This is a genomic window from Rhodococcus sp. NCIMB 12038, from assembly GCF_002165735.1.
Lineage (GTDB): Bacteria > Actinomycetota > Actinomycetes > Mycobacteriales > Mycobacteriaceae > Rhodococcus_F.
Genome location: NZ_NHML01000007.1, coordinates 111,969 through 138,521 on the forward strand (window position 1 = coordinate 111,969; position 26,553 = coordinate 138,521).

19 protein-coding genes and 1 pseudogene are annotated in these 26,553 nt (G+C 70.5%); 18 read left to right on the forward strand and 2 right to left on the reverse strand.

Translation table 11 applies throughout. From position 1 onward, the window contains the following. Positions 1-23: 23 nt before the first annotated feature. Positions 24-1,226 carry an FAD-dependent monooxygenase gene (locus tag CA951_RS12440; protein ID WP_087557131.1) on the reverse strand — a complete coding sequence of 401 codons (1,203 nt, stop codon included), beginning with the start codon at positions 1,224-1,226 and terminating at the stop codon, positions 24-26. Positions 1,227-1,366: 140 nt separating this feature from the next. On the opposite strand from CA951_RS12440, the gene CA951_RS12445 reads away from it, so the two are divergent. From CA951_RS12445 to CA951_RS12460, 4 genes are all read left to right on the forward strand, one after another. Further along, positions 1,367-2,173, forward strand: a complete 807-nt coding sequence (locus CA951_RS12445) for an IclR family transcriptional regulator (protein WP_087557132.1) — start codon at positions 1,367-1,369, stop codon at positions 2,171-2,173. 64 nt (positions 2,174-2,237) lie between these two features. After that, positions 2,238-3,317 carry a cupin domain-containing protein gene (locus tag CA951_RS12450; protein WP_087557133.1) on the forward strand — a complete coding sequence of 360 codons (1,080 nt, stop codon included), beginning with the start codon at positions 2,238-2,240 and terminating at the stop codon, positions 3,315-3,317. A 6-nt stretch (positions 3,318-3,323) separates the two neighbouring features. Next, complete coding sequence (locus CA951_RS12455) at positions 3,324-4,151, forward strand: fumarylacetoacetate hydrolase family protein (RefSeq protein WP_087557134.1); 828 nt, start codon at positions 3,324-3,326, stop codon at positions 4,149-4,151. Positions 4,152-4,156: 5 nt separating this feature from the next. Further along, positions 4,157-4,876 (forward strand): maleylpyruvate isomerase family mycothiol-dependent enzyme, encoded by a 720-nt coding sequence (locus CA951_RS12460; protein ID WP_087557298.1) that lies wholly within the window; start codon positions 4,157-4,159, stop codon positions 4,874-4,876. 12 nt (positions 4,877-4,888) lie between these two features. Here the strand turns inward: CA951_RS12460 and CA951_RS12465 are convergent, their stop codons facing one another. After that, complete coding sequence (locus tag CA951_RS12465) at positions 4,889-5,581, reverse strand: SDR family NAD(P)-dependent oxidoreductase (RefSeq protein ID WP_087557135.1); 693 nt, start codon at positions 5,579-5,581, stop codon at positions 4,889-4,891. 134 nt (positions 5,582-5,715) lie between these two features. On the opposite strand from CA951_RS12465, the gene CA951_RS12470 reads away from it, so the two are divergent. From CA951_RS12470 to CA951_RS45080, 14 genes and pseudogenes are all read left to right on the forward strand, one after another. Then, on the forward strand, positions 5,716-6,609 hold the full coding sequence (locus CA951_RS12470) for a LysR family transcriptional regulator (protein WP_087557136.1): 894 nt from the start codon (positions 5,716-5,718) through the stop codon (positions 6,607-6,609). Positions 6,610-6,761: 152 nt separating this feature from the next. After that, a complete protein-coding gene (locus tag CA951_RS12475) occupies positions 6,762-8,126 on the forward strand; it encodes an MFS transporter (protein WP_087557137.1) in 1,365 nt (454 codons plus the stop codon). Between the two features lie 24 nt (positions 8,127-8,150). After that, the gene (locus CA951_RS12480; RefSeq protein WP_087557138.1) at positions 8,151-9,053 is read left to right on the forward strand and encodes a shikimate dehydrogenase; all 903 of its coding nucleotides are present in this window, start codon (positions 8,151-8,153) and stop codon (positions 9,051-9,053) included. After that, the gene (locus tag CA951_RS12485) at positions 9,050-10,999 is read left to right on the forward strand and encodes an FAD-dependent oxidoreductase (RefSeq protein WP_087557139.1); all 1,950 of its coding nucleotides are present in this window, start codon (positions 9,050-9,052) and stop codon (positions 10,997-10,999) included. The genes CA951_RS12480 and CA951_RS12485 overlap by 4 nt, the downstream gene beginning before the upstream one ends. After that, the gene (locus CA951_RS12490) at positions 10,996-11,478 is read left to right on the forward strand and encodes an aldo/keto reductase (RefSeq protein ID WP_087557140.1); all 483 of its coding nucleotides are present in this window, start codon (positions 10,996-10,998) and stop codon (positions 11,476-11,478) included. Before CA951_RS12485 ends, CA951_RS12490 begins: the two co-directional genes overlap by 4 nt. Beyond that, positions 11,478-12,569 carry a Gfo/Idh/MocA family protein gene (locus CA951_RS12495; protein WP_087557141.1) on the forward strand — a complete coding sequence of 364 codons (1,092 nt, stop codon included), beginning with the start codon at positions 11,478-11,480 and terminating at the stop codon, positions 12,567-12,569. The genes CA951_RS12490 and CA951_RS12495 overlap by 1 nt, the downstream gene beginning before the upstream one ends. Next, positions 12,566-14,290 (forward strand): FAD-dependent oxidoreductase, encoded by a 1,725-nt coding sequence (locus CA951_RS12500; RefSeq protein WP_087557142.1) that lies wholly within the window; start codon positions 12,566-12,568, stop codon positions 14,288-14,290. The genes CA951_RS12495 and CA951_RS12500 overlap by 4 nt, the downstream gene beginning before the upstream one ends. Then, positions 14,287-15,114, forward strand: a complete 828-nt coding sequence (locus tag CA951_RS12505) for a sugar phosphate isomerase/epimerase (RefSeq protein ID WP_087557143.1) — start codon at positions 14,287-14,289, stop codon at positions 15,112-15,114. The genes CA951_RS12500 and CA951_RS12505 overlap by 4 nt, the downstream gene beginning before the upstream one ends. A gap of 33 nt (positions 15,115-15,147) precedes the next feature. Continuing rightward, positions 15,148-16,059, forward strand: coding sequence for a LysR substrate-binding domain-containing protein (locus tag CA951_RS12510; protein WP_087557144.1), 912 nt, complete (start codon positions 15,148-15,150; stop codon positions 16,057-16,059). Between the two features lie 135 nt (positions 16,060-16,194). Further along, complete coding sequence (locus tag CA951_RS12515; RefSeq protein ID WP_087557145.1) at positions 16,195-17,508, forward strand: MFS transporter; 1,314 nt, start codon at positions 16,195-16,197, stop codon at positions 17,506-17,508. A 1-nt stretch (position 17,509) separates the two neighbouring features. Next, positions 17,510-19,456 carry an FAD-dependent monooxygenase gene (locus tag CA951_RS12520; RefSeq protein ID WP_087557146.1) on the forward strand — a complete coding sequence of 649 codons (1,947 nt, stop codon included), beginning with the start codon at positions 17,510-17,512 and terminating at the stop codon, positions 19,454-19,456. Positions 19,457-19,465: 9 nt separating this feature from the next. Continuing rightward, the gene (gene dhaL, locus CA951_RS12525; RefSeq protein ID WP_087557147.1) at positions 19,466-21,199 is read left to right on the forward strand and encodes a dihydroxyacetone kinase subunit DhaL; all 1,734 of its coding nucleotides are present in this window, start codon (positions 19,466-19,468) and stop codon (positions 21,197-21,199) included. A 125-nt stretch (positions 21,200-21,324) separates the two neighbouring features. After that, positions 21,325-22,107: a hypothetical protein gene (locus CA951_RS12530; RefSeq protein ID WP_087557148.1), complete on the forward strand. Its 783-nt coding sequence runs from the start codon at positions 21,325-21,327 to the stop codon at positions 22,105-22,107. A gap of 2,368 nt (positions 22,108-24,475) precedes the next feature. Further along, positions 24,476-26,539: pseudogene (locus CA951_RS45080) on the forward strand (cation-translocating P-type ATPase); the annotation flags it as partial. Positions 26,540-26,553: the final 14 nt, after the last annotated feature.

Genomic DNA, 26,553 nt, shown 5'->3' on the forward strand with positions numbered 1-26,553 from the left:
GAACCCTCCGGCCGGGGAGGCGGTTATGACGCGCGATCGGACGAGTAACCCCACAGCCAGTCGGTGTACTTGTAGCTCGACGTGTCGCGGGTGCGGAACAGTTCGTTGCGCGCGATGCGGGCGGTGCCGTCGAGGTGCCACAACTCGCCCCACATGCGCCCGGTGGTGATGATGCGATTGCAGCGCGGTGCGCGTTCGGTGTTGACCTCCTTCAGGATCTGCGGCCACGCGGAGTTGCCACCGCCCGCGGAGAAGTCCTCGGCGGCATAGTCGGCCAGGCACTTCGCGTCCTCGATCGCCATCACCGCCCCCGACGCCAGGTACTGCAGAGGGGGGTGTGCCGCGTCGCCGAGCAGGATCATCCGCCCGTCCACCCAGTTCTCGATGGGCTCGCGGTCGTACATCGGCCACCAGCGGTCCTTCCACAGGTAGTCGATGCCGCGGCGGACGTTCTCGTGGCAGTGCGCGTAGGCCTGCTCGAGTTCCTCGGGGCCACCCCAGTTCTCGACCCCGTTCTTGTAGCCGGGCGATTCGAACACCGCGACCTGGTTGAGCATCTGCCCGCCGCGCAGCGGGTACTGGATGAAGTGGCATCCCGGTCCGATGTACCCGACCACGTCCTCGATGTCCTCGTCGAGGTCGACCTCGTCGTACGGCGTGGTGCCGCGGTAGGCGGCGTAGCCGGACGACACCGGCTCGTCGTCCGAGATCTTGGCCCGCAGCCGGGATTTGAGGCCGTCCATGCCGAGGGCGATGTCGGCCTCGTGGGTGCGGCCGTCGTCGGTGCTGACGTGCACCCGGTCGCCGTCGGTGACCACGTCGGTGACGGTGACGCCCGTGTGCAGTTCGGCGCCCGCCGCACGTGCGGCGTCGACGAGCGCCGCGTGCAGGTCGCTGCGATGGGTCACGAAGTACGGTCCGCCGTAGCGGGCCCGGAACTCGGCGCCGAGGTCGATCTTCGTGAGCTCCTCGGCGGTCACGGCGTCGCGGAACACGATGTTCTTGGGCAGGCAGCCCTTGGCGAGAACGTCGTCGAGCACACCCCAGGAGTCGAGGATGCGGGCGCCGTGCGGTCCGACCTGCAGTCCGGCGCCGACCTCACCGAATTCGGTGGCCCGTTCGAACAGCGTGACGTTCGCGCCCTTCCTGGCGAGGGCGAGGGCGTTGGCCGCGCCGCCGATCCCGCCTCCGGCGATGATGATGCGTGCGTCCTGCAGGTTCGACATGACAGTTCCTTCGTTTCGATCGTTCGGGGCAGGTGAGTGGCAAAGCGTGCCGGGGCACACGGCGGCACTCACGTGGGGAGGCAGAGGGGCATGTATCGAGGGTGATGCGGCGCACAGCGGCCGTGCAATAAAGTTCTGCTGTGCAGAAGAAGAAAACCATCGAGAAGCCGGCGTACATGTTGGAGTCCGTCGACAACGCCCTGCGCCTGCTGCAGATGTTGCGCGACGTTGGAGCGCTGCGGATCAAGGACGCCGCCGAGGAACTCGGGATCGCACCGTCGACCGCGCATCGGCTGATGGCGATGCTGGTGTATCGGGGTTTCGCCGTTCAGGACGAGAAACGCCGGTACCACCCCGGGGCGGCAATGGGGGCCGGCCCGGCGCAGCGGGGGTGGACACGCGAGTTCAACGACCTCTGCCGGCCCCACATGGAGGCGCTCGCGATCCTGTGCGGCGAGACCGTCAACCTCGTGATCCGCGTCGGCACCCAGGCGCGCTTCCTGTCGTCCGCCGAGTCGGCGGGAATATTGCGGGTCGGCGACCGTCAGGGGCAGGTCCTCGACGCGGAATTGACTGCAGGAGGACGGATTCTGCTGGCGGAGCTCCCGAGGGACACCCTCGCGCAGCTGTACCTGCGGCCGGACGATCTGGCCGACGACGACCGCGAGTGGGGCGACCGGCGTCTGCCCGCCGACGAGTTCGAGCAGTTCTATCGGGACCTGTCCGCCGCCCGCGCCGTCGGATTCGCCCTCAACGTGCAGCAGACCGAGGAGGGCGTCGCCGCATTCGGCGTCGCCATCCGGAACCGGGCGCGGACCGCCGTCGGAGCGCTGACCGTGGCCGTGCCGATCACCCGCTTCCGTCAGCACTCGCAGGGACCGCTGGTGTCGCAGATCAAGAACGCGATCCGCGAACTCGAGGTGGACATCGCGGACCTCGAACCCTGATCAAAGATTCTGCACACAAGAATTCTGTATCGACGTGGAAGCCTGAACTCCTAGCGTCGATGCCATGACCGCCACCGAACCGCACGTCGACGACGACCCCGCGCTGAAGCAGCTGTACACCGATTTCGAGGCCGAGCATCTGAATCCGTTGTGGACTCAGCTCGGCGATTTGATGCCGATGACGCCGACGTCGCGGGCGGTGCCGTTCGTGTGGAAGTGGTCGACGCTGTATCCGCTGGCGCAGCGGGCGGGGGATCTGGTCCCGGTCGGTCGCGGCGGGGAGCGGCGGGCGATCGCCCTGGCGAACCCGGGTCTGGGGGGTGTGCCGTATGTGACGCCGACGCTGTGGGCAGCGATCCAGTACCTGGGGCCGAAGGAGGTGGCGCCGGAGCACCGGCACGCGCAGAACGCGTTCCGGTTCGTCGTCGAGGGCGAGGGGGTGTGGACGGTCGTCAACGGCGACCCGGTCGCGATGCGCCGCGGCGATTTCCTGCTGACCCCGGGCTGGCATTTCCACGGCCACCACAACGAGACCGATCAGCCGATGGCGTGGATCGACGGCCTCGACATTCCGTTCGTGCACTACACCGACACCGGGTTCTTCGAGTTCGGGTCCGAGAACGTCACCGACGATTCCACCCCGGACGTGTCCCGGTCGGAACGGTTGTGGGCGCATCCGGGACTGCGGCCGCTGGTGGGGTTGGACGCGAAGACGTCCTCGCCGATCGCGGCGTACCGGTGGGAGCACACCGACGCGGCGCTGCGGGAGCAGTTGGCGCTCGAGGACGAGGGGTACGCGGCGACCACCGAACCCGGTCATGCCGCGGTCCGCTACACCAACCCGACCACCGGCGGGGACGTGATGCCCACGATCCGCGCCGAGTTCCACCGGTTGCGGGCCGGTGCCCACACCCGCCCGCGCCGGGACGTCGGCTCGACCGTCTATCAGGTGTTCGAGGGGTCGGGCCGGTTCGTCCTCGGCGGGCAGACCCGCACCGTCGGCAAGGGCGACATGATCGTGGTCCCGTCCTGGACGGAGTGGTCGATCGAGGCCGACACCGAGTTCGACCTGTTCGCGTTCTCCGACGCCCCGATCGTCGAGCGCCTGCACTTTCACCGCACGTACATTTCCGAAGGAGCCTGAAATCTCATGAAGCTTGCCACCCTGCGCCGCGCCGGCGGCACCGTCGCCGTCCGTGTCGATTCCGACACCACCGCCACCGTCATCGACGGTTACCCGGATCTGTCGGTCCTGCTGGCCGATCCGGACTGGAAGTCGATCGCGGAGAACGCGTCCGGTGACACCGTGAATCTCGACGGCGCGGATTACGCGCCGGTGGTGCCGAACCCGGGGAAGATCATCTGCGTCGGGTTGAACTACGCCAACCACATCAAGGAGATGGGCCGGGACCTGCCCGAGTTCCCGACCCTGTTCGCGAAGTTCCGGGAGGCACTGACCGGACCGTACGACGACGTGATCGTCCCCGCCTACGCCGCCGCCCAACTGGACTGGGAAGGGGAGTTGGCGTTCGTCGTCGGCAAACAGGCGTACCAGGTCCCCGAGGCCGAGGCGGAGTCCTACATCGCCGGGTACTCGGTGATGAACGATTACACGATGCGCGACTACCAGTACCGCACGCTGCAGTGGGATCAGGGCAAGACGTTCGAGAAGACCAGCGGTTTCGGACCGTTCCTGACGACCACCGACTCCTACACGTTCGGCGGCGCCCTCGTCACCACGCTCGACGGGCAGGTGGTGCAGACCACCACCACCGACGATCTGGTGTTCACCCCGGCGAAGCTGGTGGAGTACATCTCGCACATCGTGACGCTGCAGCCCGGTGACGTGGTGATCACCGGCACCCCGGGTGGTGTCGGGCACGCCCGCAAGCCCGGTCTCTACATCCAGGACGGGCAGACCGTCGAGGTCACCATCGACGGGCTCGGTTCGGTGCGTAACACGACGATCGTCAAGTAGTGGCCGTGAGTTTTCACGATCTCGACCTGGACGAGCGGTTGCTGATCGCCCGCCGCGGCACGGCGTATTTCGCGCAGCGCCTGGCGGAGTTGACCGACGACGACCTGAACGGCGACACCCTCTTGGCGGGGTGGTCGCGGCGGCATCTGCTCGCGCACGTCGGATACAACGCGGCCGCGCTGTGCCGGTTGCTGGACTGGGCGACGACCGGGGTGGAATCGCCGATGTACGCGTCGGCGGAGCAGCGGGGTCTCGAGATCGACGAGGGTGCCACCCTGTCGGCGGCGGCGCTGCGGAACCTGTTCGACCACACCGTCGCCCGCCTCGACGAGAAGTGGCGGAACCTGCCGGCCGCGGCGTGGGAGGCGCAGGTCCGGACGGCGCAGGGCCGTCTGGTGCCGGTGTCGGAGACGGCGTGGATGCGCACCCGGGAGGTGTGGATCCATGCCGTGGACCTGGGGAACGGGGGCCGGTTCGGCGACTTCCCGGACGTGGTGCTGGGTTCGCTGCTCACCGACATCACCGGCATGTGGCGACGCAAGGACCTCGGCGGCGGACTGGTGCTCACCGTCGACGGGCGTGACCCCGTTGCGGTGCAACCGGATTCCGCGCCCGCCGAGAAGGTGTCCGGACCCCTGCCCGCGGTGGTGCGGTGGGCCGCCGGGCGCGGCGCCGTCGGACTCGGTGGGGGCGGTGAGACCCCCGAGCCTCCGCGCTGGCTGTGAGCGGGCGCCGGGCTAGTACGACGCCCGGCCACCGCTGGCGTCGTAGACGGCGCCGGTCGAGAAACTGAGCGCCTCGGAGGACAGCCACGCGACGAGTTCGGCGATCTCCTCGGGCCGTCCCATCCGGGCCATCGGAGTGAGGCTCTGCGAGCGCGCGAGGATCGCCGGGTCGGTGCCGGCGTTCATCGGGCTCTCCACCGCCGCCGGGGCGACCACATTGGCGAGGACGCCGGTCTTCGCGACCTCCTTGCCGAGCGATTTCGTCAGCGCGATCACCGCCGCCTTGGACGCCGAGTAGGCGCTCTGCCCGGGATTACCATCCTTGGCCGCGATGCTCGCCATGTTCACGACCCGTCCCCATCCGGCGCCGGTCATGGCGGGCACGAACGCGCGGCACACGAGGAACGTCCCCTCGACGTTGATGCGGAACGTGCGGCGCCAGTCCTCGAGTTCGACGTCCACCAGCGGCGCCGACGGTCCCACGACACCGGCGCTGTTGACGAGGATGTCGACGCGGCCGAGGCGGGCGGCGAGGTTCTCGACGGCATCGGCATCGGTGACGTCGAGGCGCTCGTCGGCCCCGGCGGCGACGTCGGCGGTGACGACGCGAACCCCGGCGTCGGCGAGGCGTTTCGCGCACGCCGCGCCGATCCCGCTCGCGCCGCCGGTGACGAGCGCGGTCGCGCCTTCGGGATACGTGACCATGGTGGTTTCTCCTCGCGACTGTGTGCGCATTAGTCTTGTTCTATGTGCGAAATCAGAATGATCTATTTCGCACTGTGTACGAATTGGAATATATGGGCTGAGCCACACTCGTCAAACTCGCCGAAGGGAATCCGATGGAGATTCGCTGGCTGCAAGCGTTCGTCGCCGTCGCCGAAGAACTGCACTTCGGCAGGGCCGCCGCGCGACTCCAGATGGCGCAGTCGCCGCTGAGTCAGACGGTGCGCAAACTCGAGAAGGACATCGGCGTGCCGCTGTTCGAGCGGAGCACCCGAAGCGTCGCGCTCACGTCGGCGGGCCACACGTTCCTGCCGCACGCCTACCGCATTCTCGAGAGCGTCGACATTGCGCGGCAGGCCACCCGCACGTCGGCCGGGGGTGTGTACGGCCGCATCAAGATCGGCTTCACCGGCGTGCTCAACCACCTGTCGCTGCCGCCGCTCACCCGCGCGCTCCGGCAGCGTTATCCCGACATCGAACTCACCCTCGTCGGGCGGATCATGACCCGCGACGCCATCACCCAACTGGACAGTGGTGCACTCGATCTCGCGTTCGTCGGGCTTCCGGTCGAGACGGCCTCGGTGTCGACGCGGCTGATCCGCCGGGAGCCGTTCGGCGCCGTGCTGCCCGCGGATCACCCGCTCGCGTCGGAGCCGCAGATCGACCTGCGCGACCTCGCCGAGGACGGGTTCGTGACGACGCCGCTGTCGGCCGGTTCGGCGTTGCAGGAGGTGGCGATGCGGGCGTGCGTCGATGCGGGGTTCCGTCCCCGCGTCGTCCAGGAGATCACCGACCCGTACATGATCCTGATGCTGGTGGCGACGGGTGTCGGCGTGGCGCTGATGACGTCGGGCATTGCCGCGATCACGCCCCCGGGCACGGTGTTCGTTCCCCTCACCGGAAAGCCCATCTACATGAACCACGGCCTCGCCTGGTCGCCCCGCCGCGTCTCCGATGCGCTGCGGGTGGCGCTCGCGGTGTCGGAGGAGATCCTCCCGACCCCCGATTAGGACATTTTCGATCTATATCTAAGACTTTTTTTGCGCTGGACTGCGCATAGTCCGCCATGACACGCTCGTCACGGTCCGGAACTTCGTGTGAGGTGAGTCACCTCCGAAGAACGCCTTGCGGCGACACCGGATCCTGGGACGAAAGGAACACCATGGCAAGCACGTCTACACGCGATACCGGGGGACAACCGAACGAGAACGCCCGCCGGGCCGCCGTCTCGGGATTCCTCGGCAGCACGCTCGAGTACTACGACTTCTTCATCTACGGGTCCGCGGCGGCGCTCGTCTTCCCGAAGATCTTCTTTCCGGGCGGAGGGGCGACGGCGACGTTGCTGTCGATCGGCACACTCGGCGTCGCGTACATCGCACGTCCGCTCGGCGCGGTGGTGTGGGGTCACCTCGGCGATCGGTACGGTCGCAAGAATTCCCTCCTGGCCTGCCTGCTCCTCATGGGCATCGCGACGGTGGCCGTCGGCTGCCTTCCCACGTACGAGCAGATCGGGATGGCCGCGCCCATCATCCTGGTGCTCCTGCGGTTGCTGCAGGGGCTGTCCGCCGGCGGCGAATCGCCGGGATCCTCCGCGCTGACGCTCGAGCACGCACCGGACGATCGCCGCGCGTTCTTCACCTCGTTCACCATGAGCGGCATCATGTTCGGCATCGTCATCTCGAGTCTGGTGTTCATCCCCGTCGCCGCCCTGCCGGACGACGCGCTGTACTCGTGGGGCTGGCGGGTTCCGTTCCTGCTCAGCATCTTCGTGACGGGTGTCGCGGTCTGGTTGCGCCGCAAGCTCGACGAGCCGGAAGTCTTCGAGGAGCTGAAGGAACACGACGACACGGCGGGCATCCCCGTCGTCGAGATGTTCCGCTCGCACTGGCGCACCGTGATCCGCATCAGCCTCAGCGCGACGTTCGCGATGATCAACACCATCGTCAACGTCTTCGCGTTGGCGTACGCCGTGCAGGTCGCCGGGCTCGAACGCTCCACGATGCTGTGGGCCATCGCGACGGCCAATTTCGTCGCGGTGCTCACCCAGCCGCTGTTCGGCATCCTCGCCGACCGGATCGGCCGCAAGCCGGTATTCGTCACGGGCGCCGTCGGTGCGGCAGGCATGGTGTTCGTGTTCTTCCACGCCATCGGAACCGGCAGCGCGCCCATGGTGTTCGCGGCCGGCATCGTCCTGATCGGCCTGTTCTACGCGATGCCCAACGGGGTGTACCCCGCGTACTTCCCCGAGCAGTTCCCCGCCAAGGTCCGGTACACCGGAATGGCCGTGAGCCTCATGCTGGGACTGCTGGTCGCCGGTTTCACCCCGGCCATCGCGCAGTGGCTGTCGGCGGGCGACACCGCGAACTGGACCCCGGTCGCCTGGATGTGCCTGGGCTTCGCCCTGCTGTCCTCGGCCGCCGCACTCACCGGCCCCGAGACCTACCGCACCCCCACCGAGCAGTTGGGCGAACCCGACGCGACGACGGCCGGCGCGCGGCAGCAGGCGCTCGTCCGCAACGACGCCTGACCGACACTTCTGCAGGAGATTTTCATGCACCCCGAATCCACCCGGCACCGGATCCGTCTCGTCGGGGCAGGGATCGCCACGTCCCTGTCCCCGGCGCTGCACGAACACGAGGCCGCCGCCCTCGGCCTCACCGACTACCGCTACGACCTGATCGACGTCGCCGCGGAGGACATCCCCGTCGACAGGTCCGGTGACACGCTGCGGCACGCCGTCGCGGCAGGCTGCACCGGATTCAACATCACCCACCCCTGCAAGCAGGCGGTCGCCGAATCCCTCGACGAATTGTTCGGCAACGCACGTCTTCTCGGTGCCGTCAACACCGTCGTCGTCCGCGACGGCCTGCTGATCGGGCACAACACCGACCACAGCGGGTTCCTCGCCGCGCTGCGCCGCGGACTGCCCGACGCCGCGCTCGGACGCGTCGTTCTCGCCGGCGCCGGTGGTGCCGGTTCGGCCGTCGCCTACGCGCTCGCCGCCGCCGGGGTGCGGGACCTGCGGATCGCCGACCTCGACCCGTCCCGTGCCGCGGACGTTTGCGCGCGCCTCGAGTCCGCCTTCCCGCAGACGACGGTCACGGCGATCGGACTCGACGCGATCGAAGCGAACCTGGCGCACTGTGACGGCGTCGTCAACGCGTCCCCGATCGGCATGGTCGGATATCCGGGAACGCCGTTCGACACCGGCGCGCTCCATCCCGGGCTCTGGGTCGCCGACATCGTCTACCGCCCGCTGCGCACCGAACTCGTCGTGGCGGCAACCGCTCTCGGCTGCGCCGTCCTCGACGGCGGCCAGATGCTCGTCGCGCAGGCCGCCGACACGTTCGCCCTCCTCACCGGTGTCACCCCCGATCCCGACCGCATGCGTCGCCACCTCGGCGACCTGCTCGCCGAGCAGTGCGCCCCGACAATCCTGGAGGAGTCCCGATGACCGCGCACCCGTTCGCCGCGCCCCTCGACCTGGGCAACGTGCGACTGCGCAACCGCTTCGTGTCGGCGCCGATGGAACGCAACTACTGCGAGGTCGACGGCACGATGACCGACGAGTACATCGCGTACCTCGAACGCCGGGCGGCGGGCGGCGCGGCGCTCGTGTTCACCGAGGCCAGCTATGTGCGGGCCGACGGCAAGGGTCGCATCCGGCAGATGGGCGTCGACGTCGACGAACGCATCCCGGGCATCGCGAAACTTGCCGAGGCGATCCACGCGCAGGGCGCGCTGGTGGGCGTGGAACTCAACCACGGCGGCCGCACCGCGCAGGGCGCCGTCAGCGGATTCGTCCCCGTCGCACCGTCGCCGATCCCGTGCGCGGTGGTCGGCGGTGACATGCCCGAGCAACTCGACGGCGACGACATCGAGCACATCGTCGAATGCTTCGGCGAGGCCGCCGCGCGCTGTCAGCGGGCCGGAATCGACGTCATCTCGTTGCACGGCGGGCACGGCTACCTCATCCACCAGTTCCTCTCACCTGCATACAACCACCGCGACGACGAATGGGCCGAGCCGACGCTGTTCGTCAACCGCGTCATCGACGCCGTGCGCAGAATGGCCCCGGGTATCGCTCTCGGACTGCGGTTCTCGGCGTTCGAGGCGACCGACGACGGACTCGACGCGGAGACGACACGCGCCCGCATCGACGCGATCGACACCGACCGCATCGACTTCCTCGACGTCTCCGCAGGCAACTACGAATCGGGGCAGTGGATCATCCAGCCCGGTGAGTGGCCGCGGGGCCTCCTCGCCCCCTACTCGCGGCAGTACACGCGGGATTTCGACATCCCTGTCGGCGTGGCGGGCCGGATCAGCTCACCCGAGATCGCCGCGCAGATCATCGAATCCGGGCAGGCCGACTTCGTCAGCATGGCCCGGGCCCTGCACGCCGACCCGGACTTCCCGAACCGCGCGCTGGACGGCGGCCGGTACCGGCCGTGTATCGCCTGCAACTACTGCATCGACAGCCTCGCCGCCGGACCCGTCCCGTGCTCGGTCAACCCGTGGGTGGGCCGCGAACTCGAGCAGCCGTCGACGCCGGCGGACGTGCGGGTGCGCGTCGCGGTGATCGGGGCCGGACCGTCCGGCATGGCCGCCGCCCGCGACCTCGCCGTCGCCGGGCATCGGGTGGACCTCTACGACGAACGTGACAGCCTCGGTGGGGATTTCGTGTTGGCGTCCAGGCTCCACGAGTACCCCGAGTATTCGCGGATCGTCGACTGGCACCTTGCCGAACTCGCCGACCTCGACGTCGCCTGCCACCCCGGCACGCGGGTCGACGCCGCCGCACTGGCCGCCCTGGACTTCGACGCCATCGTGCTCGCCACCGGCGGCCGCGGACCCGCGGTCGACCTCCCCGGGGCCGGCACCCGGCGGGTCCGCGACGTCCGGGAGTTCCTGGAATCCGGCGACCCCGCACCCGAGGCGATCACGATCTTCGGCGCCGACCGGGAAGCGGCCGCGGTCGCCGACGACCTGCTCCAGCAGGGGACGAAGGTCGTCATGATCGGCCCGCAGGCGACGATCGCCCACGACGTCGGCCGGCGCGGAAAGATCGTGCTGCTGCCGCGGCTCGCGGCGAGCGAGAACCTCACCACCCATCTGTCGTCGATCGTGACGCGGATCGAGGAAGACCGGGTGGTGATCTCGACCGGCGGCGAGGAGCGGGTGGTCGACGCCCCCGGCGAACTTCTGATCTCGCACGGCGTCGAGCCCCGCGCCGACCTGCTCGCCGCACTGCGAGGGCTGGCACCGCGACTCGGCGTCCACCCGGTCGGTGACGCGAGCGGCGACGGCGGGTCCATCCACGCCGCCCTGGTAACCGCCGCCGACGTTGCCGCCAAGATCACCGCGGCCGCCGGCGCCCGCGAGGAGGTCAGCGCATGATGACGATCCCGCCCCTCGGTCTCGGGACCTGGCCGCTGACCGGTCCGGAGGCCACCCGGGCCGTGCTGTCCGGCATCGAGGCCGGCTACCGGCTGATCGACACGGCCGCCATCTATGGGAACGAGGACGCCGTCGGCGCCGCGCTCGCGAAGTGCGGTCTGCCCCGCGACGAACTGTTCGTCACCACGAAACTGCGGGGGAGCGATCACCTGTCCGGCGACATCCGCGGCGCCGTGCTCGGCGCACCCGCGGTCACCGCGATCGCCGAACGCCTCGGCCACTCGCCCGCGCAGGTGGTCCTCGCCTGGCACCGCGTGCAGGGTGCCGTCCCGATCGTCCGGTCGGCCGATCCCGCCCGTCAGATCGAGAACCTGGCCGCCCTCGATGTCCGGCTGACCGCCGGGGACGTCGACGCCCTGACCCGTCTCGACCGCGGCGAGTCCGCCGCCCGGGACGTCGAAACCGAGGAGCACTTCTGATGGCACTACGAATCGGCATCGTCGGCTGCGGCAAGATCGCCGGCAACCACGCCCGGGCGTTGCAGCAGGTGCCCGGCGTCGAGGTCGTCGGGTGCTGCGACCCCGTCCTGGAACGGGCCCGGCAGTTCGCTGCGGCGCACGGCATCACGAGGGCCGTCGGGTCGGTCGCGGAACTGCTCGACCTCGGACTCGACGCCTGCACCGTGTGCACGCCGCATCCCGTCCACGAAGAGGTCGTCGTCGCGGCCGCACGCGCTGGCATCCACGTCCTGTGCGAGAAGCCGATCGCCGTCGACGTCGCCGCCGCCGACCGGATGATCGAGGCCGCGGACCGCGCGGGCATCACGTTCGGGGTGCTGTTCCAGCGCCGCTTCTGGCCCGCCGCCCGCCGCATCCGGGATGCGATCGACGACGGCCGGATCGGTGTTCCGGTGCTCGGCGAGGCGTCGGTGATCCTGCACCGCCCGTCGGCCTACTACTCCGCCGACGCGTGGCGCGGACGGTGGGACACCGACGGCGGCGGTGTCCTCATGACGCAGGCCGTGCACCAGGTCGACATGTTGCAGTGGTTCATGGGCGAGGCCGTCCAGGTGAGCGGCTTCATCCGCACCCACACGCACGGCGAGCACATCGAGACCGAGGACAGCGCGTCGGCGGTCGTGTCGTTCGCGTCGGGCGGCACCGCCACCGTCACTGCGACCACCGGCGCCAACCACAACCTCGGCAACCGGGTCACCGTGATCGGGCAGACCGGTGCGATCGCGAGCGTCCTCGAGTTCCCGGAAGGACGGGAAGGCGTCAACGAGATCTGGACCGTCCCAGGCGAAACCGAGTTCCGGGCGCCCTTCACCTCCGACGTCCGCGCCAACCTCGACGTCACCGAAGTCAACGCCGGACTCGCCGACTTCCACACCCTCCAGGTGCAGGACTTCGCGGACGCAGTCCTCACCGGCCGGGTGCCTGCCGTCACCGGACGCGACGCCCGCGCCTCGCTCGCGATCGTCGCCGCCGTCTACGAGTCGTCCCGCACCGGCCGGGTCGTCGACCTCACGCCCGCCCCGGCCCCCGTCACCACCAAGGAGAACGCATGACCCCCGATCCTTCCACCCCGGCCTACGACGTCGTCGTCATCGGTTCCGGCGCGGGCGGGCTGTCCGCCGCCGTCGCCGCCGCCGACGGGGGAGCGTCCGTCCTCGTCGTCGAGAAGGCGGACACGTGCGGTGGCGCCACGGCGTGGTCGGGCGGGTGGATGTGGACGCCGCGGAATTTGTTCGCGCACGCGGACGGTGTGAACGAGGACCGCTCGGCGCCGCGCACCTATCTTCAGCACCGTCTCGGCGAGAACTTCGACGCCGCCAAGGTCGACGCCCTGCTCGACGGCGCACCCGAGATGGTGGAGTTCTTCGAGAAGAAGACGGCGCTGCAGTTCGTTCCGGGCGCGAAGATCGCCGACATCCACGGCGACACACCGGGTGCCGGAACGGGGCACCGCTCGGTCGGGCCGAAGCCGGTGAGCCTGCGGACACTCGGACCCGACGTCGCGGCCCTGCTCCGGCGGCAACTCTACGAGACGTCGTTCCTCGGCATGGGCATCATGGCCGGCCCGGACCTGCAGGCGTTCCTGCATTCGACGCGGTCGGCGAAGGCGTTCGCGCACTGCGCCCGCCGGGTGTCCACGCACCTGTTCGACCTCGCCACCAAGCGTCGCGGACAGCAACTCGTCAACGGCACCGCGCTCGTCGGCAGACTGCTGCGGTCGGCACTCGACGCCGGCGTCGAGATCCGCGTGAGCACGGCGGCCACCGCGCTGACCACCGACGCCGCCGGCAGTGTCACCGGAGTGCGGCTGGCGGGTCCGGACGGCGCGTACACCGTGCACGCACGACGCGGTGTCGTGCTCGCGACCGGTGGCTTCTCCCACGACCTCGACCGGCGGCGCGAACTGTTCCCCCGCACGCCCACCGGACGCGAGCACTGGACCCTCACTCCGTCCACGACCACCGGCGACGGCATCACCCTCGGCGAGTCGGTCGGCGGCCGACTCGACGACTCGGTCGCCTCCCCGGTCGCGTACTGCCCGGTGTCGATCATCCGGTACCGCAACGGCAAGGAGGGCGTGTTCCCGCACATCCTCGACCGCGGAAAGCCCGGCGCCATCGGTGTTCTCGCGGACGGACGCCGCTTCGTCAACGAGGGGCTCGGCTACCACGACTACACACTCGCGATGGTCGAGCAGGTGCCCGACGGCGAGGAGGTGTGCTCCTGGCTGATCGCCGACCAGCGGTACCTGCGGTACTTCCCGCTCGGCATGGCCAAGCCGCTGCCGATCCCCACCTGGCCGTACCTGAAGTCGGTCTACCTCACCCGCGGGCGCACGGTACGCGAACTGGCCGAGAAGATCGGCGTCGACCCGGACGGTCTCGAGAAGACGGTCGCGGCGTTCAACGAGGGCGCCCGCGACGGCGTCGACCCCGACTTCGGTCGTGGCACAACGCCGTTCACCGTCGCGTCCGGAGACGCCGACAACCCCTGGCCCAACCCGGCGCTCGCGCCGCTCGCGGAGGGCCCGTTCTACGCGGTCAAGGTGGTCCCCGGCAGCTTCGGCACGTTCGCGGGCCTGGTCACCGATTCGACGTCCCGGGTGCTGAACGGCGACGACCAGCCGATCCGCGGACTGTTCGCCGTCGGCGTCGACCAGTCCAGCGTCATGGGCGGTCACTACCCGTCCGGCGGCATCAACCTCGGCCCGGCCATGACGTTCGGCTACCTCACCGGTCGCCGCCTCGCCTCGACGACAGGAGAACTGCGATGACCGCCCCACTCGGCCTTGCCGCGCTCACGGTGCTCGATACCGCGCCGCTCGAGCAGGTGGACCTCGCCGAGAAACACGGCTTCGACACCATCGGCATCCGGATGCTGCCCGCCGCACCCGGCACCACCGCCTACCCGCTGCACGAGGACCCGGCCGCCCTCGACGCGCTGGCGCGTCGGCTCGAGGATTCGCCGATCGAGGTGTTCGACCTCGAAATCATCCGGCTGGGAGCCCATTTCGACGAGAAGGACTACATCCCGCTCCTCGAGGCGGGCGCACGGCTGGGCGCCAGGGCCGTGCTCGTCGGCGGCGACGACCGCGACCGTCCCCGGCTCACCGACTCGTACGCCCGGCTCGCGGCACTGTGCGCGAACTACGGCATCGTCGCGAGCCTCGAGTTCATGCCGTGGACGGCGGTCCCCGACGCGACCGCCGCCGTCGAGATCGTCTCGCAGGCCGACGGGCCCGCTCGCAGCGTGCTGGTGGACGCGCTGCACGTCGGACGGTCGAGCACCACTGCCGCCGACCTCGCGGCGATCCCGCGGGACTGGCTGCACTACGCCCAGATGTGCGACGGCTCGGTGCCGGCGCCCACCGACGACGCCGAACTGATCCGGCAGGCCCGCGAGGAGCGGCTCGTCCCGGGCGCGGGCGGCATCCCGCTCGCCGGCATCTGGTCGACGCTGCCCGCGGGCCTGCCGGTGAGCATCGAACTCCCCAACGAGCCGCTCCGGCGGGCCGTCGGCACGGACGCGTGGCTCGCACGGCTCGTCGCCGCCACACGGGACGTTCTCGCGCAGGTCCCGGCGGTCACCGGACCCTGAGTTCGCGATCGAGGTTCGCGCTACCGTTCTTCCATGCCCCGCTCCGACAACGTCCCCGCGTACACGATGCGCCAGCTGGCGGCGTTCGTGGCGGTCGCCGAGACCGGGACGATCAGCGGTGCGGCCGAGCGGATGCACCTGTCGCAGTCGGCGCTGTCCGCGGCGGTGACGGACCTGGAGAAGGCGCTGAAGGCGCAACTGTGTGTGCGCAGGCGCGCCCGCGGTGTGCAGCTGACCCCGACGGGGGAGGCGGTGCTGTCGCGGGCGCGGGCACTGTTGCAGCAGGCGGGTGAGTTGCAGGCCGACGCGTGCGGAGAGGGCGGTACCGTCACCGGTCCGATCGCCGTCGGCTGCTACCCGGCGCTGGGCCCGACGATCCTGCCGTCGATGCTGTATGCGTTCACCGCCGAATACCCGCGGGCGACCGTGGAGTTCCGGGAAGACACGCAGAACCGGCTGCGCACCCAGCTCGAGGGCGGCGAACTGGACGTCGCCATCGTCTACGACCTCGACCTGCCCCCGGACTGGCAGACCGTGCCGCTGATGACCCGCGAGCCGATGGTGGTGCTCGGGGCGGAACACCCACTGGCCGGAATCGACGGGCCGGTGCGCCTCGCGGATCTGGCGGAGCACCCGATGGTGCTCCTCGACGCGCCACCGAGCACCAACCATGCGATGGACGTCTGCCGGGAGGCCGGTTTCGCGCCCCGGGTGGCGTACCGGACCGCGAACTTCGAGACGGCGCGGGCCTTCGTCGGGCGCGGTCTCGGGTGGACGCTGCTGCTGCAACGACCGCGGGTGGACGTCACGTACGAGGGCCTGCCCGTGGTCGTCAAACCGATCGCCGAACCGAAACCGGCGTCGGTGGCCGTGGTCGTGGCGTGGCACCGGGACGCGACGCTGAGCCGGGTCGCGCGGGCCTTCATCCGATTCGTCACGGCCTGAACTGCGAAGACACACCTTCCACGGAACTTCCGCAATTCATGCGGGGATAGTCCCGCTTTTCAGACGTATGTGAGTGGGGTCATTGTCATTCCGGTAGCGCGATGAGTATGCGCGGCAGAACCGGGAAGGCAGACGATGACGGCAATCACCGAGGCGACACCGACGGTGTCCCACAAGGAAGCGCGCAGGGCAGTCCTGTCGAGCTTCGTCGGTACCGCGATCGAGTGGTACGACTTCTTCATCTACGGCACCGCCGCGGCCCTCGTGATCGGACCGCAGTTCTTCCCGGGCGCGTCGACGTTCGCCGGAACCCTGGCTGCCTTCGCCACCTTCGCGGTCGGCTTCGTCGCCCGCCCCATCGGCGGCGTCGTCATGGGTCACTTCGGTGACCGCATCGGACGCAAGTCGATGCTGGTGCTGTCGTTGACGATGATGGGCGCCGCGACCGTCGGCATCGGACTGCTCCCGAACTTCGAGGCCATCGGGGTGGCCGCACCCATCCTGCTGGTCGCGTTGCGGTTCGTGCAGGGAATCGGCGTCGGCGGCGAATGGGGCGGCGCGGTGCTCATGGCCACCGAGCACGCCCCCGAAGGCAAGCGCGGCCTGTACGGCGCGGCGCCGCAGATGGGTGTCCCGGCCGGAGTGATCATGGCGAACGTCGTGTTCCTCGCCGTCACCCAGTTGCTGTCCGACGACGCCTTCCAGACCTGGGGCTGGCGGGTGCCGTTCCTGATGAGCGCCGTGCTCGTCGGCGTCGCGATGTGGATCCGCCTCGGCGTCTTCGAGTCCCCCGCCTTCGCGGAGGCCAAGGAGAGCGACACGATCGTGAAGATGCCGATCGTCGAGGTGCTGACCAGGAACTGGCGGACGGTCCTGCTCGCGGCGGGCACGTTCGTCGCGACGAACGGCATCGCCTACGTGTTCATGGTGTACGTCCTGACGTACGGCACCGAGCAACTCGGCTACAGCCGTGCCACGATGCTCACTCTGCTGATCGTCGCGTGCCCGGTCTGGATGGCGGGGATGGCGGTGTCGGCCTGGAAGTCCGACGTGCTCGGCAGGCGGCGGGTATACACGTGGAGTTCGGTCGCACTGGTGATCGTCGCGGCGGTGTTCTTCCCGCTGATCGACACGGCGTCGATCCCCGTCATGCTGCTCGCGATGATCGTGATGGCCGCGGTGCTCGGTACCACCGCGGGGCCGCAGTCGGCACTGTTCGCCGAACTCTTCCCCGCCCACATCCGCTACAGCGGTGCGTCGCTCGGGTACCAGATCGGCGCCATCCTCGGCGGCGGGCTCGCACCGTTCCTGGCGACATGGCTGTTCGGGGCCTTCGGGACCTCCGTCGCGATCAGCGCGTACTTCGTGGTGATCGCCGTCGTCAGCCTGGGCTCGATCCTGCTGCTGCCCGAAACGAACAAGATCGCACGAAACGCGGAGGCCGCCTGACATGTCCACCTACTTCCAGCCCCGGAAATACGCGGCGACGGACTTCGCATCGACCACCGCAACCGGCGAGGCCCTGCCCGTCGTCGTCGTGGGCGCAGGCCCGGTCGGCATGGGCGTCGCGCTCGGCCTCGCGCAGCGCGGCATCCCCGTCACCGTGCTCGAGGCCGCCGACCAGGTGTCGTTCGGCAGCCGCGCCATCTGTATCTCCCGGCACAGCCTCGAGGTGGCGGCCCGGCTCGGGTTCGGGCCGGAACTCGAGAAGATCGTGCTCCCCTGGGTGGGTGGGCGCAGCTTCTACCGCGACGAAGAGGTGCTGCACTTCGAGATGGCGCACGGCGAGCACGACGTCCGCGGACCCATGGTCAACGTGTCGCAGTCCGAGATCGAGCAGATCATGACCGACACCCTGCTCGCGCACCCGCTGATCACGTTCCACTGGTCGTCGAGCGTGGCCGGCGTCCTGCGGTCGGACGAGGACGTGACCCTCGACGTCGACACCGCGTTCGGTGTGCGCCGGCTCCGCGCACGTTGGGTCGTCGCCGCCGACGGCGGTCGCAGCCGAATGCGCGAACTGGCGGGAATCCGGTTGCAGGGAAACAGCTATGAGGGCAGCTACGTCATCGCCGACATCCACTGGGAATCGGCGCTGCCCGCCGAGCGGATGGTGTGGTTCGACCCGCCGAGCAACCCGGGCTCGACGATCATCATGCATCGGCAGCCCCGCGACATCTGGCGAATCGACTACCAACTCGACAGTGCCGACGACGCCGAACTCGAGACGCAGGAAGACCGCATCCGCGACCGGATCACACGGCACCTCGACTGGCTCGAGAACGATGTGCCGTGGACCCTCGAATGGCACGGCTTCTACCGCGCGCACGCGCTCGCGCTGGACGACTTCACGCACGGTCGGATCCTGTTCGCCGGCGACGCCGCCCACCTGGTTCCGATCTTCGGCGTCCGCGGCCTGAACTCCGGCATGGAGGACGCCGAGACCCTCGCCTGGACCCTGGCCGCCGTCGTCAGCGGGACGGCGGACTGCGCACTGCTGCAAGCATATTCGGCGGAACGGCGCGACGCCTGGCAGCAGAACGTGGACAACGCGGGCAAGTCGACGCTCATCATGTCGCCCGGCGGCCACGGCTACCGCACCACCCGCGACGCCGTCCTGGCGCTGGCCACGACCCGCCCGGAGTTCGGTCACCTCATCAACCCGCGGCAGTCGAGTGCCACACACGCGCACCTGTCGCCGCTCACCTGGCCGGTGGCCGAGGGGACGACCGGTGTGCTGCCCGGCGACCCGATGGAGGACCGTCGCGTTCGGGTCGTTACCGCCGGGGGAGCGGTGGAGTCTTCGCTGAACCGCGTCCGCGGAACGGGTTTCGCGGTGCTGGGCATCGGGGTCGACGCCGCCGGTGCCGACGTCGTCGCCGCCCACGCCGCCGCGATGTCGATGGCGCTGGCGCCGGAGTCCGTGCGCGCGGTCGTCGTCCCGGCGCCGGGTGTGGCGGTGGACGCGGCGGACGACCTGACGGTTCTCGACGATCCCGACGGTGTGCTGGCGCAGGCCCTCGGCGCGTCCGCGGGCGAGTGCTTCGTGATCCGTCCGGACGGGCTCGTCCTGTGCCGGATCAGGGACCTGTCGCTGCTCGGCGACGTGCCCGCGCACCTGCGCGCGGCGACCGCCCCCGTGCTCGGTGTCGTCCCCGCGCACACGGAGACGGCTGCGACGCCGGAGGAACTGCTGCGTGAGAACGTGTGGACGGGACTGTCGGAGGCGCTGGACCAGGCGGAGGAGTCGGACCGGGAGGGCTTCTTGACCCGGCTCGCGTTGCTGCTCGGATCGCAGTCGGGCAGGCGGGAGTTCGAGGAAGCGCTCGCCGCCGCCTCCCAGGTGAGTGGCAAAGCGTGCTCCGGCACGCCACGGCACTCACATGTGGGCGCTTAGCCTGGGGGCATGGCGCACGCACAGTTCCTGAACTCACCCAAGACCTTCGTCGTCGACGCCCTCCGCGGGGCCGTCGCCACCACCGGCGACCTCGAATGGCATCCGGAACCGGGCTATCTCACCCGCCGGGAGCCGTTGCCGTCCGGGCAGGTCGCGTTGCTGTCGGGCGGTGGGTCCGGGCACGAACCGCTGCACGCCGGGTTCATCGGCCGGGGCATGCTCACCGGAGCCTGCCCCGGCCTGATCTTCACCTCGCCCAACGCGCTGCAGGTGCGGGCCGCCACCCGGGCCGTCGACGCCGGCGGCGGAGTCGTGCACATCGTGAAGAACTACACCGGCGACGTCCTCAACTTCCGCATCGCCGGCGACCTGGCGGCAGAGGACGGCGTCACGGTCGAACACGTGCTCGTCGACGACGACGTCGCGTCCGAACGGGAGGACGGGCCCGGACGTCGCGGCACCGCGGCCACGATCGCGGTCGAGAAGATCTGCGGCGCTTCGGCGGAACGCGGAGACGGCCTCGCCACCGTCGCGGAGTTCGGGCGACGCACGGCCCGGAACTCGCGCAGCATGGCGGTGGCATTGCGAGCGTGCACCGTGCCCGGGTCGGACTCGCCGTCGTTCGACCTGCCGGAGGGGCAGATCGAACTCGGGATCGGCATCCACGGCGAACGCGGAACCGAACGGGTCGACGCACTGCCCGCCGCCGAACTGGTCCGCCGGCTCACCGACCCCGTGCTCGCCTCGCTCGGCGTGCAGAGGGGCGAGCAGGTGATCGCGATCGTCAACGGACTCGGCGCGGCCCATCCACTGGAGTTGCAACTGCTGTTCGGTGAACTCGCCGACCATCTCGCGGACCGCGGCGTGGTGATCCGGCGGTCGCTGGTCGGCAGCTTCGTCACCGCCCTCGACATGGACGGCGCGTCCATCACGCTGGTGCGCTGCGACGACGAACTCCTCGACCTGTGGGACGCACCGACCGCCGCACCGGGATGGCCGAACGCGCCTGCCGGTGAATTCCGCGGCATCGCAGACCGATCCGCGGTGCAGTTCCGGTCGAACGTCGCATCCCGCGAGGACGAACCGGAGGTGGCCGGCACCGCCGGCGCACTCGGCCGGGCAGCGGTGGGGTCGTGGATCGGCGCGTTCGTGGAAAAGGTGCTCGCCGAGGAGCCGAACCTCACCGACCTCGACCGCCGCGCCGGCGACGGCGACTTCGGCACCAACATGGCGGCCGCACTAGACCACGTCGACGTCGCCGGGATCCGCGACCGGTACTCCCCGGCGACGGTGTTCGAGTCGCTGTCCGACGCCTATCTCGGTCACGCGGGCGGCACGTCGGGCGCGCTGTTCGGGGTCTGGTTCCGGCAGTTCTACCGGGTTGCCGCCGACGCGCCGCAGGGTCTGGACACGAAGGCGATCGCCGCCGCCGCACGGGCGGGCCTCGACACGATTCAGGAACTCGGCGGGGCGCAACCCGGGGACAAGACGATGATCGACGCCATCGCCCCCGCCGTCGCCACCCTCGAATCGGCCGTTGAACAGGGTAGGAATCCGGCCGACGCGCTGGCCGAGGCCGCGGACGCCGCCGCCCGCGGTGCCGAGGACACCGCCGGCATCACCGCGCGACGCGGCCGGGCCAGCTACATCGGCGAGGCGGCGCGAGGCGTCGTGGACCCCGGCGCCCTCGTGCTGTCGTGGTTCTTCGCCGAGGCCGCGGAAGCCGCCCGCAGCGCCGGGTAGTCACCGCGTACCGGGCACGGCACGTAGGGTGAGGAGGAGAACGTCGAGTCGTGCTGCGCAATCCCGTCGCCACACCTCTCCCCACCTGCGTACGGGACGCAGAATCACGGACGGACAAGTAGACAGTGGAAGACACCGCCAGCCGGGGAATCCAGGCTTTCATCGCCGATGTCGTGGAGCGGGGTGGCAAGGCAGTCCGGCTCACCCACTCGCGGCGCAACCCCGTCCAGGTCTGGGGCGACGACGGCACGAGTTGCATCGTGCGGGTGCGTTCCAAACTCAGCGGCGACTGGCAGGCCCGCAAACAGGACGAGTCGCTCGACGACGACGACACCGGCTCACAGTTCTGGGTATTCGTGGACCTCGCGAGTTCCCCGGAAGAGTTCTTCGTCGTGCCCTCGTCCGAGGTCGCCGACGACATCCGCGCAGAGGTGGACCTGTGGATGATGGACACCCCCGGTCGCACCCGGACGGGGCATCACGCGATTCCACTGAGCCGGGTCGCGCACGGCCGCGGGCGCTGGGACCTGCTCGGCCTCGCCGGTGAGAAGGACCCCAGCCGCTACAGCGACGCGCAGCGCGCCACGACGGCGGCCACGTTGCGTGCGGACGCCGCCGCCCGTGCGTCCGCCAGGAAGAAGCCGGCAAAGGCGACCGCGGCCCTGGAAGAACTGGTCGATACCCGGCTCGAGGTGGTCGCCGACTTCGAGGGATATCGGTTGGTCGGACGGTTCGACCCCGGCACGGGAACGTTGGAGATCACCCGCGGTCCGATGCAGGGCCGCCGGTTCCCGGACCCCACGACCGCGGCGACTGCCGTTGCCAGTCACATCAGCGGGGACGTCGAGACCCGCGACGGGTGGGAATTCTGGCGCACCGAACAGGGCGAACGAATTACCTTGGGGTAGAACAGTATTCGATAGTTCCCCGAAACTCGTTCGGCGTGCGGCGGTTGAGAATACGCTGAGGTGGGTATCGCAGACGTGATCCGCCGTGCCCCGGCGGGAGTGGCCACGGCCGATGGGAGCTCATCATGCGAATCGTCGACGTAGTGCGCGGGGCGGCGCCCGTGCTGCGGCAGTTCGGCGCGGACTCCAGGCAGTAGTTGCCGTGGGACTCGTTCGATACCTCTCCGCTGCCGCGTTCCTGCCGGTGCGCGGCGCCGGCATCGGCCTCGGGGTGGCGTCCTACGGCGGCGCCGTCGCAGCCGATCTGGTGGCGACCACCGCACGGACCGCGACACAGATCACCACCGAGGTGCTGGGCGGAACCCCGGCCCGCCGCACGAGTTCCGGACACGGCCGCGCCTGGATCGAGGTCCGCGGACTCGACGGACCCCACGGCGGCGACGTGGCCACGTCCGTTCTCGGCGCGGTCCGGGCGACCGCCGGTGTGGACGGGGCCGAACTGAACCGCGCGCTGTCCCGGCTGGTGGTGACGGTCGGCGACCACGGACCGTCGGTGGCAGCGCTGTGCGCGGTGATCGCGCAGGCGGAGGATGCCGCCCGACCGCTCGCTCGCGGCGCCGTCCGGGACCGGCCCAGCGAACTGCCCGGCGACGACGTCGCACTCGCCGAACGGGTTCTCGCACTGGCCGCCGCGACGACGGGCCTCGTCGCGGCCGCCGGCGTCCGCCTGCTTCCGATGCCCAGCCTGCCGGCGGCGCTGCCCGCCGCCGCGGTCACGTTCGTCAACTATCAGCCGCGCCTGCGCGGCATGGTCGAGGACCGGCTCGGGCCGGCCGCCGCCGAACTGCTGCTCGCGACCGCCCAGGCCGTCGGCGACGTGCTGCGGCGCGCGCCCGCATCTCTCGCCGTCGACGTGGCGCTGCGGTCGGCGATCACCGCGGAGGCGTGGTCCGGCCGGCGGGTGTGGCATCGCCGCGAACCCGACCTGGCCCGGGACGCCGCGGACGGATCGGACAGCCGCCCCCGCGAGCGCGGCACGTCCGGACCGGTGGAGCGGGACGTCGACCGGGCCGCGATCGCACAGTTCGCAGGGGCGACGGCAGTGGGGGTCGCGACCCGCAGTGTCGCGGGCGCGGCGGACGCGGCCCTGGTCGCCGCGCCGAAGGCGGCCCGCACCGCTCGGGAGGCCTTCGCCGCGACGCTGGGCCGCGGACTCGCCGACCGCCACTCCGTGCTGGTCCTGCGACCCGCCGCACTGCGTCGCCTGGACCGGGTCGACGCGGTGGTCGTGGACCCGGCGGTGCTGCACACGGCGGAGTTGCGGGTGAGCGGACTCCGTGCAGTTCGGGACGGAGACCGGACGAGGGTGTGGGAGGCCGCGCGGTCCGCCGTCGAGGCCGGCGCGCTCGGGGTGGGCTGGCACGCGCTCGCCGACCTGCCGGGCGACGTCGTCTCGGCCGCGGTGGACGACGATTCCGCCGTCCTCGTAACGCAAGCCCACCACGCGGGGGCGGCGGCCGTCCTCGCGCAGGCCCGCACGTCCGGCGCCCAGGTGATCTCGGTGAACGTGGACGGACTCGGCGGACTCCGGTCGGCTTTCGACGACCTGCTCCCGTCGAGCGGATCGGCGGACGCGGACCTTTGCGACGCCGTCGCGCAGTTGCAGGCGAACGGCGCGACGGTCGCGGTGGTGGCGGGCCGGGCGCCGCACGCCCTGTCGGCGGCCGACGTCGGGATCGGTGTCCTCGTCGACGACGCCCCGCCGCCGTGGTGTGCGGACCTGCTGGTCGACGATCTCGTCGGGGTGTGGCGCATGCTGCGGTCGCTGCCCGACGCCCGCACTGCGAGCCGGCGCGGCGTCGAGATCGCCACGGCGGCGTCGATGCTCGGTGCGCTCGTGATGTTGCCGGGAGTGCGCGGCCGCGGACCCGGGCCCGTCACGGTCGGTGCGGCGGCAGGACTGTGGACGGGACATTCCCTCGCACGCGGTGTGCTGCGTGCCGAAATTCCGCCGGCCGCCCCGGTTCACGCCTGGCACGAGATGCCGGCGACGGAGGTGCGCCGTCTGCTGCCCGTGCACGAAGACGAGGGCGCCGCGACGCCCCGCCGCCGCTCGGTGCGTCTGGTGCTGGCCCCGGTCGAGGCGATCGGCCGGTTCACCGCGTGGCCGGTCGGTCTAGCCTGGGACTTCGGGTGGGCGATGCGCACGGAACTGTCGGATCCGTTGACCCCGGTCCTCGCCACCGGATCTGCGGCGAGCGCGCTGCTCGGGTCGCCGATCGACGCGGTGCTCGTGGGATCAGTCCTCGCGGGGAACGCCACGCTGTCGGCCGTGCAACGCCTGCACGCAGAACGACTGCTGACCAGGATGCTGGCGGCGGGCGATCCGCCCGCGCACCGCGTCGCCGGGTCCCCGAACAGCCGGGTGACCGAGCGGGTGGAGGCGTCGCGGTTGCGGCCGGGCGACGTGATCGAGATCTGCCCCGGCGAGGTGGTGCCCGCCGACGGCAGGCTCGTCGAGGCACCCGGCGTCGAGGTCGACGAATCCTCACTCACCGGGGAATCGCTGCCGGTGAGCAAGCAGACGTCGCCGACCCCGGGCGCACCCATCGGCGAACGCGCCTGCATGGTGTTCGCGGGAACCACGATCCTCACCGGCACCGCGACGGCGATCGTCACCGCGGTCGGTGACGCCACGGAAGCGGGACGCGCCGGCGCGATCACCCCGGCGAGTGCGTCGCACGTCGGTCTGCAGGCGCAGCTCAGGAGCCTCACCGACCGGGTGCTGCCCGTCAGCGTCGGGGGCGGCGCGCTCGTGACCGCCGTCGGATTCCTCCGCGGCACCGGACTTCGGCAGGCGGTCACCAGTGGCGTCGCGGTCGCGGTGGCAGCCGTTCCGGAGGGGTTGCCGCTCGTCGCGACCCTGGCGCAGCAGGCCGCCGCACGCAGGCTGACGAGGTCGGGCGCTCTGGTGCGGGCGCCGCGGTCCGTCGAGGCGCTCGGCCGCGTCGACGTGGTGTGCTTCGACAAGACGGGCACGCTGAGCGAGAACCGCCTGCGGGTGGTTTCCGCGGTTCCGCAGCCGGGGTTCGACCGCGACGACGTGCTCAGGTGCGCGGGCCGCAGCGCCGTCACCCCCGACGGCAGTCCGGCTGCGCACGCCACCGATGTCGCGATCGCCGACGCGGCAGCGGACCTGCTGCTACCGGAGGATGAGCACCGCAGCTATCTGCCGTTCCGGTCCGGACGGCCCTACTCCGCCTCGCTGTCGGGGACGCACCTGTCGGTGAAGGGTGCACCGGAGGTCGTGATCGCCGCCTGCACCGGAATCGACGCCGACGAGGTCCACGACACCGTTCTCGGCATGGCCGCCGACGGGCTGCGCGTCATTGCCGTCGCCCGCCGGACCGTCAAGAAATTCCAGTCGCGACGCGCGGCCGACGACGCCGACGTCCTCGACGACCTGTGTGGCGGCGGGCTGCAACTCGTCGGACTGCTCGGGCTGGCCGACACCCCGCGCCCCGAGGCGGCCGGGTTGCTTCCCGACCTGGAACGCCTGCAGGTCGGGGTCAGGCTGATCACCGGCGACCATCCCGTCACGGCCACCGCCATCACAAGGGAGCTGGGACTGCCCGTGTCGTCCGAGCAGGTGATCAGCGGAACCGACTGGGACACCCTGTCGCACCGGGGGCAGGAGAACGCCGTCGAGAAGTGCGTCGTCTTCGCCCGGATGACGCCCGAACACAAGGTGCAGATCGTGCAGACCCTCGAACGTGTCGGTCACGTCTGCGCGATGGTCGGCGACGGCGCCAACGACGCCGCTGCGATCCGGGCCGCCAGTGTGGGAATCGGTGTCAGCTCGCGCGGCAGCGACCCCGCCCGCAGCGCCGCGGACGTGGTGCTCCTCGACGGCCGCGTCGACGCGCTGCGTGACGCCCTCGACGAAGGCCGCCAGCTGTGGCGGCGGGTGCAGGCCGGAGTGTCGGTTCTGCTCGGCGGGAACGCCGGCGAGGTGGCGTTCGCCCTGATCGGCAGCGCGATCGCCGGACGGTCACCGCTCACCGCGCGTCAGCTTCTGCTGGTGAACGTGCTCACGGACGCCCTGCCGGCGGCCGCGCTCGCGGTGAGCCCGCCAAACGAACAGACCCGCGGAGAGGGCCGCGGACCGGACAGTGCCGCGCTGTGGCGGACCGTCGCGATCCGCGGCGCCGCCACCGCAGCAGGAGCGACGACGGCGTGGGCACTGGCGAGCGTGACCGGCAGGCAACGCCGGGCGTCGACGGTCGGGCTGGTCGCGCTGGTCGGAACGCAGCTGGGGCAGACGCTCATCGATTCGCGCAGCCCGCTCGTCGTCCTCACCGCGGGCGGGTCACTCGCCGCGCTCAGCGTAATGGTCAGTACGCCCGGAGTCAGTCAGCTCCTGGGATGCACCCCGCTGGGACCGGT

Excerpts from the sequence above, each read along its gene's own strand:
- CA951_RS12440 (WP_087557131.1), bottom strand. The coding sequence starts at position 1,226 with ATGTCGAACCTGCAGGACGCACGCATCATCATCGCCGGAGGCGGGATC.
- CA951_RS12450 (WP_087557133.1), top strand. The coding sequence starts at position 2,238 with ATGACCGCCACCGAACCGCACGTCGACGACGACCCCGCGCTGAAGCAG.
- CA951_RS12455 (WP_087557134.1), top strand. The coding sequence starts at position 3,324 with ATGAAGCTTGCCACCCTGCGCCGCGCCGGCGGCACCGTCGCCGTCCGT.
- CA951_RS12465 (WP_087557135.1), bottom strand. The coding sequence starts at position 5,581 with ATGGTCACGTATCCCGAAGGCGCGACCGCGCTCGTCACCGGCGGCGCG.
- CA951_RS12470 (WP_087557136.1), top strand. The coding sequence starts at position 5,716 with ATGGAGATTCGCTGGCTGCAAGCGTTCGTCGCCGTCGCCGAAGAACTG.
- CA951_RS12475 (WP_087557137.1), top strand. The coding sequence starts at position 6,762 with ATGGCAAGCACGTCTACACGCGATACCGGGGGACAACCGAACGAGAAC.
- CA951_RS12480 (WP_087557138.1), top strand. The coding sequence starts at position 8,151 with ATGCACCCCGAATCCACCCGGCACCGGATCCGTCTCGTCGGGGCAGGG.
- CA951_RS12485 (WP_087557139.1), top strand. The coding sequence starts at position 9,050 with ATGACCGCGCACCCGTTCGCCGCGCCCCTCGACCTGGGCAACGTGCGA.
- CA951_RS12490 (WP_087557140.1), top strand. The coding sequence starts at position 10,996 with ATGATGACGATCCCGCCCCTCGGTCTCGGGACCTGGCCGCTGACCGGT.
- CA951_RS12495 (WP_087557141.1), top strand. The coding sequence starts at position 11,478 with ATGGCACTACGAATCGGCATCGTCGGCTGCGGCAAGATCGCCGGCAAC.
- CA951_RS12500 (WP_087557142.1), top strand. The coding sequence starts at position 12,566 with ATGACCCCCGATCCTTCCACCCCGGCCTACGACGTCGTCGTCATCGGT.
- CA951_RS12505 (WP_087557143.1), top strand. The coding sequence starts at position 14,287 with ATGACCGCCCCACTCGGCCTTGCCGCGCTCACGGTGCTCGATACCGCG.
- CA951_RS12510 (WP_087557144.1), top strand. The coding sequence starts at position 15,148 with ATGCCCCGCTCCGACAACGTCCCCGCGTACACGATGCGCCAGCTGGCG.
- CA951_RS12515 (WP_087557145.1), top strand. The coding sequence starts at position 16,195 with ATGACGGCAATCACCGAGGCGACACCGACGGTGTCCCACAAGGAAGCG.
- CA951_RS12520 (WP_087557146.1), top strand. The coding sequence starts at position 17,510 with ATGTCCACCTACTTCCAGCCCCGGAAATACGCGGCGACGGACTTCGCA.
- dhaL (WP_087557147.1), top strand. The coding sequence starts at position 19,466 with ATGGCGCACGCACAGTTCCTGAACTCACCCAAGACCTTCGTCGTCGAC.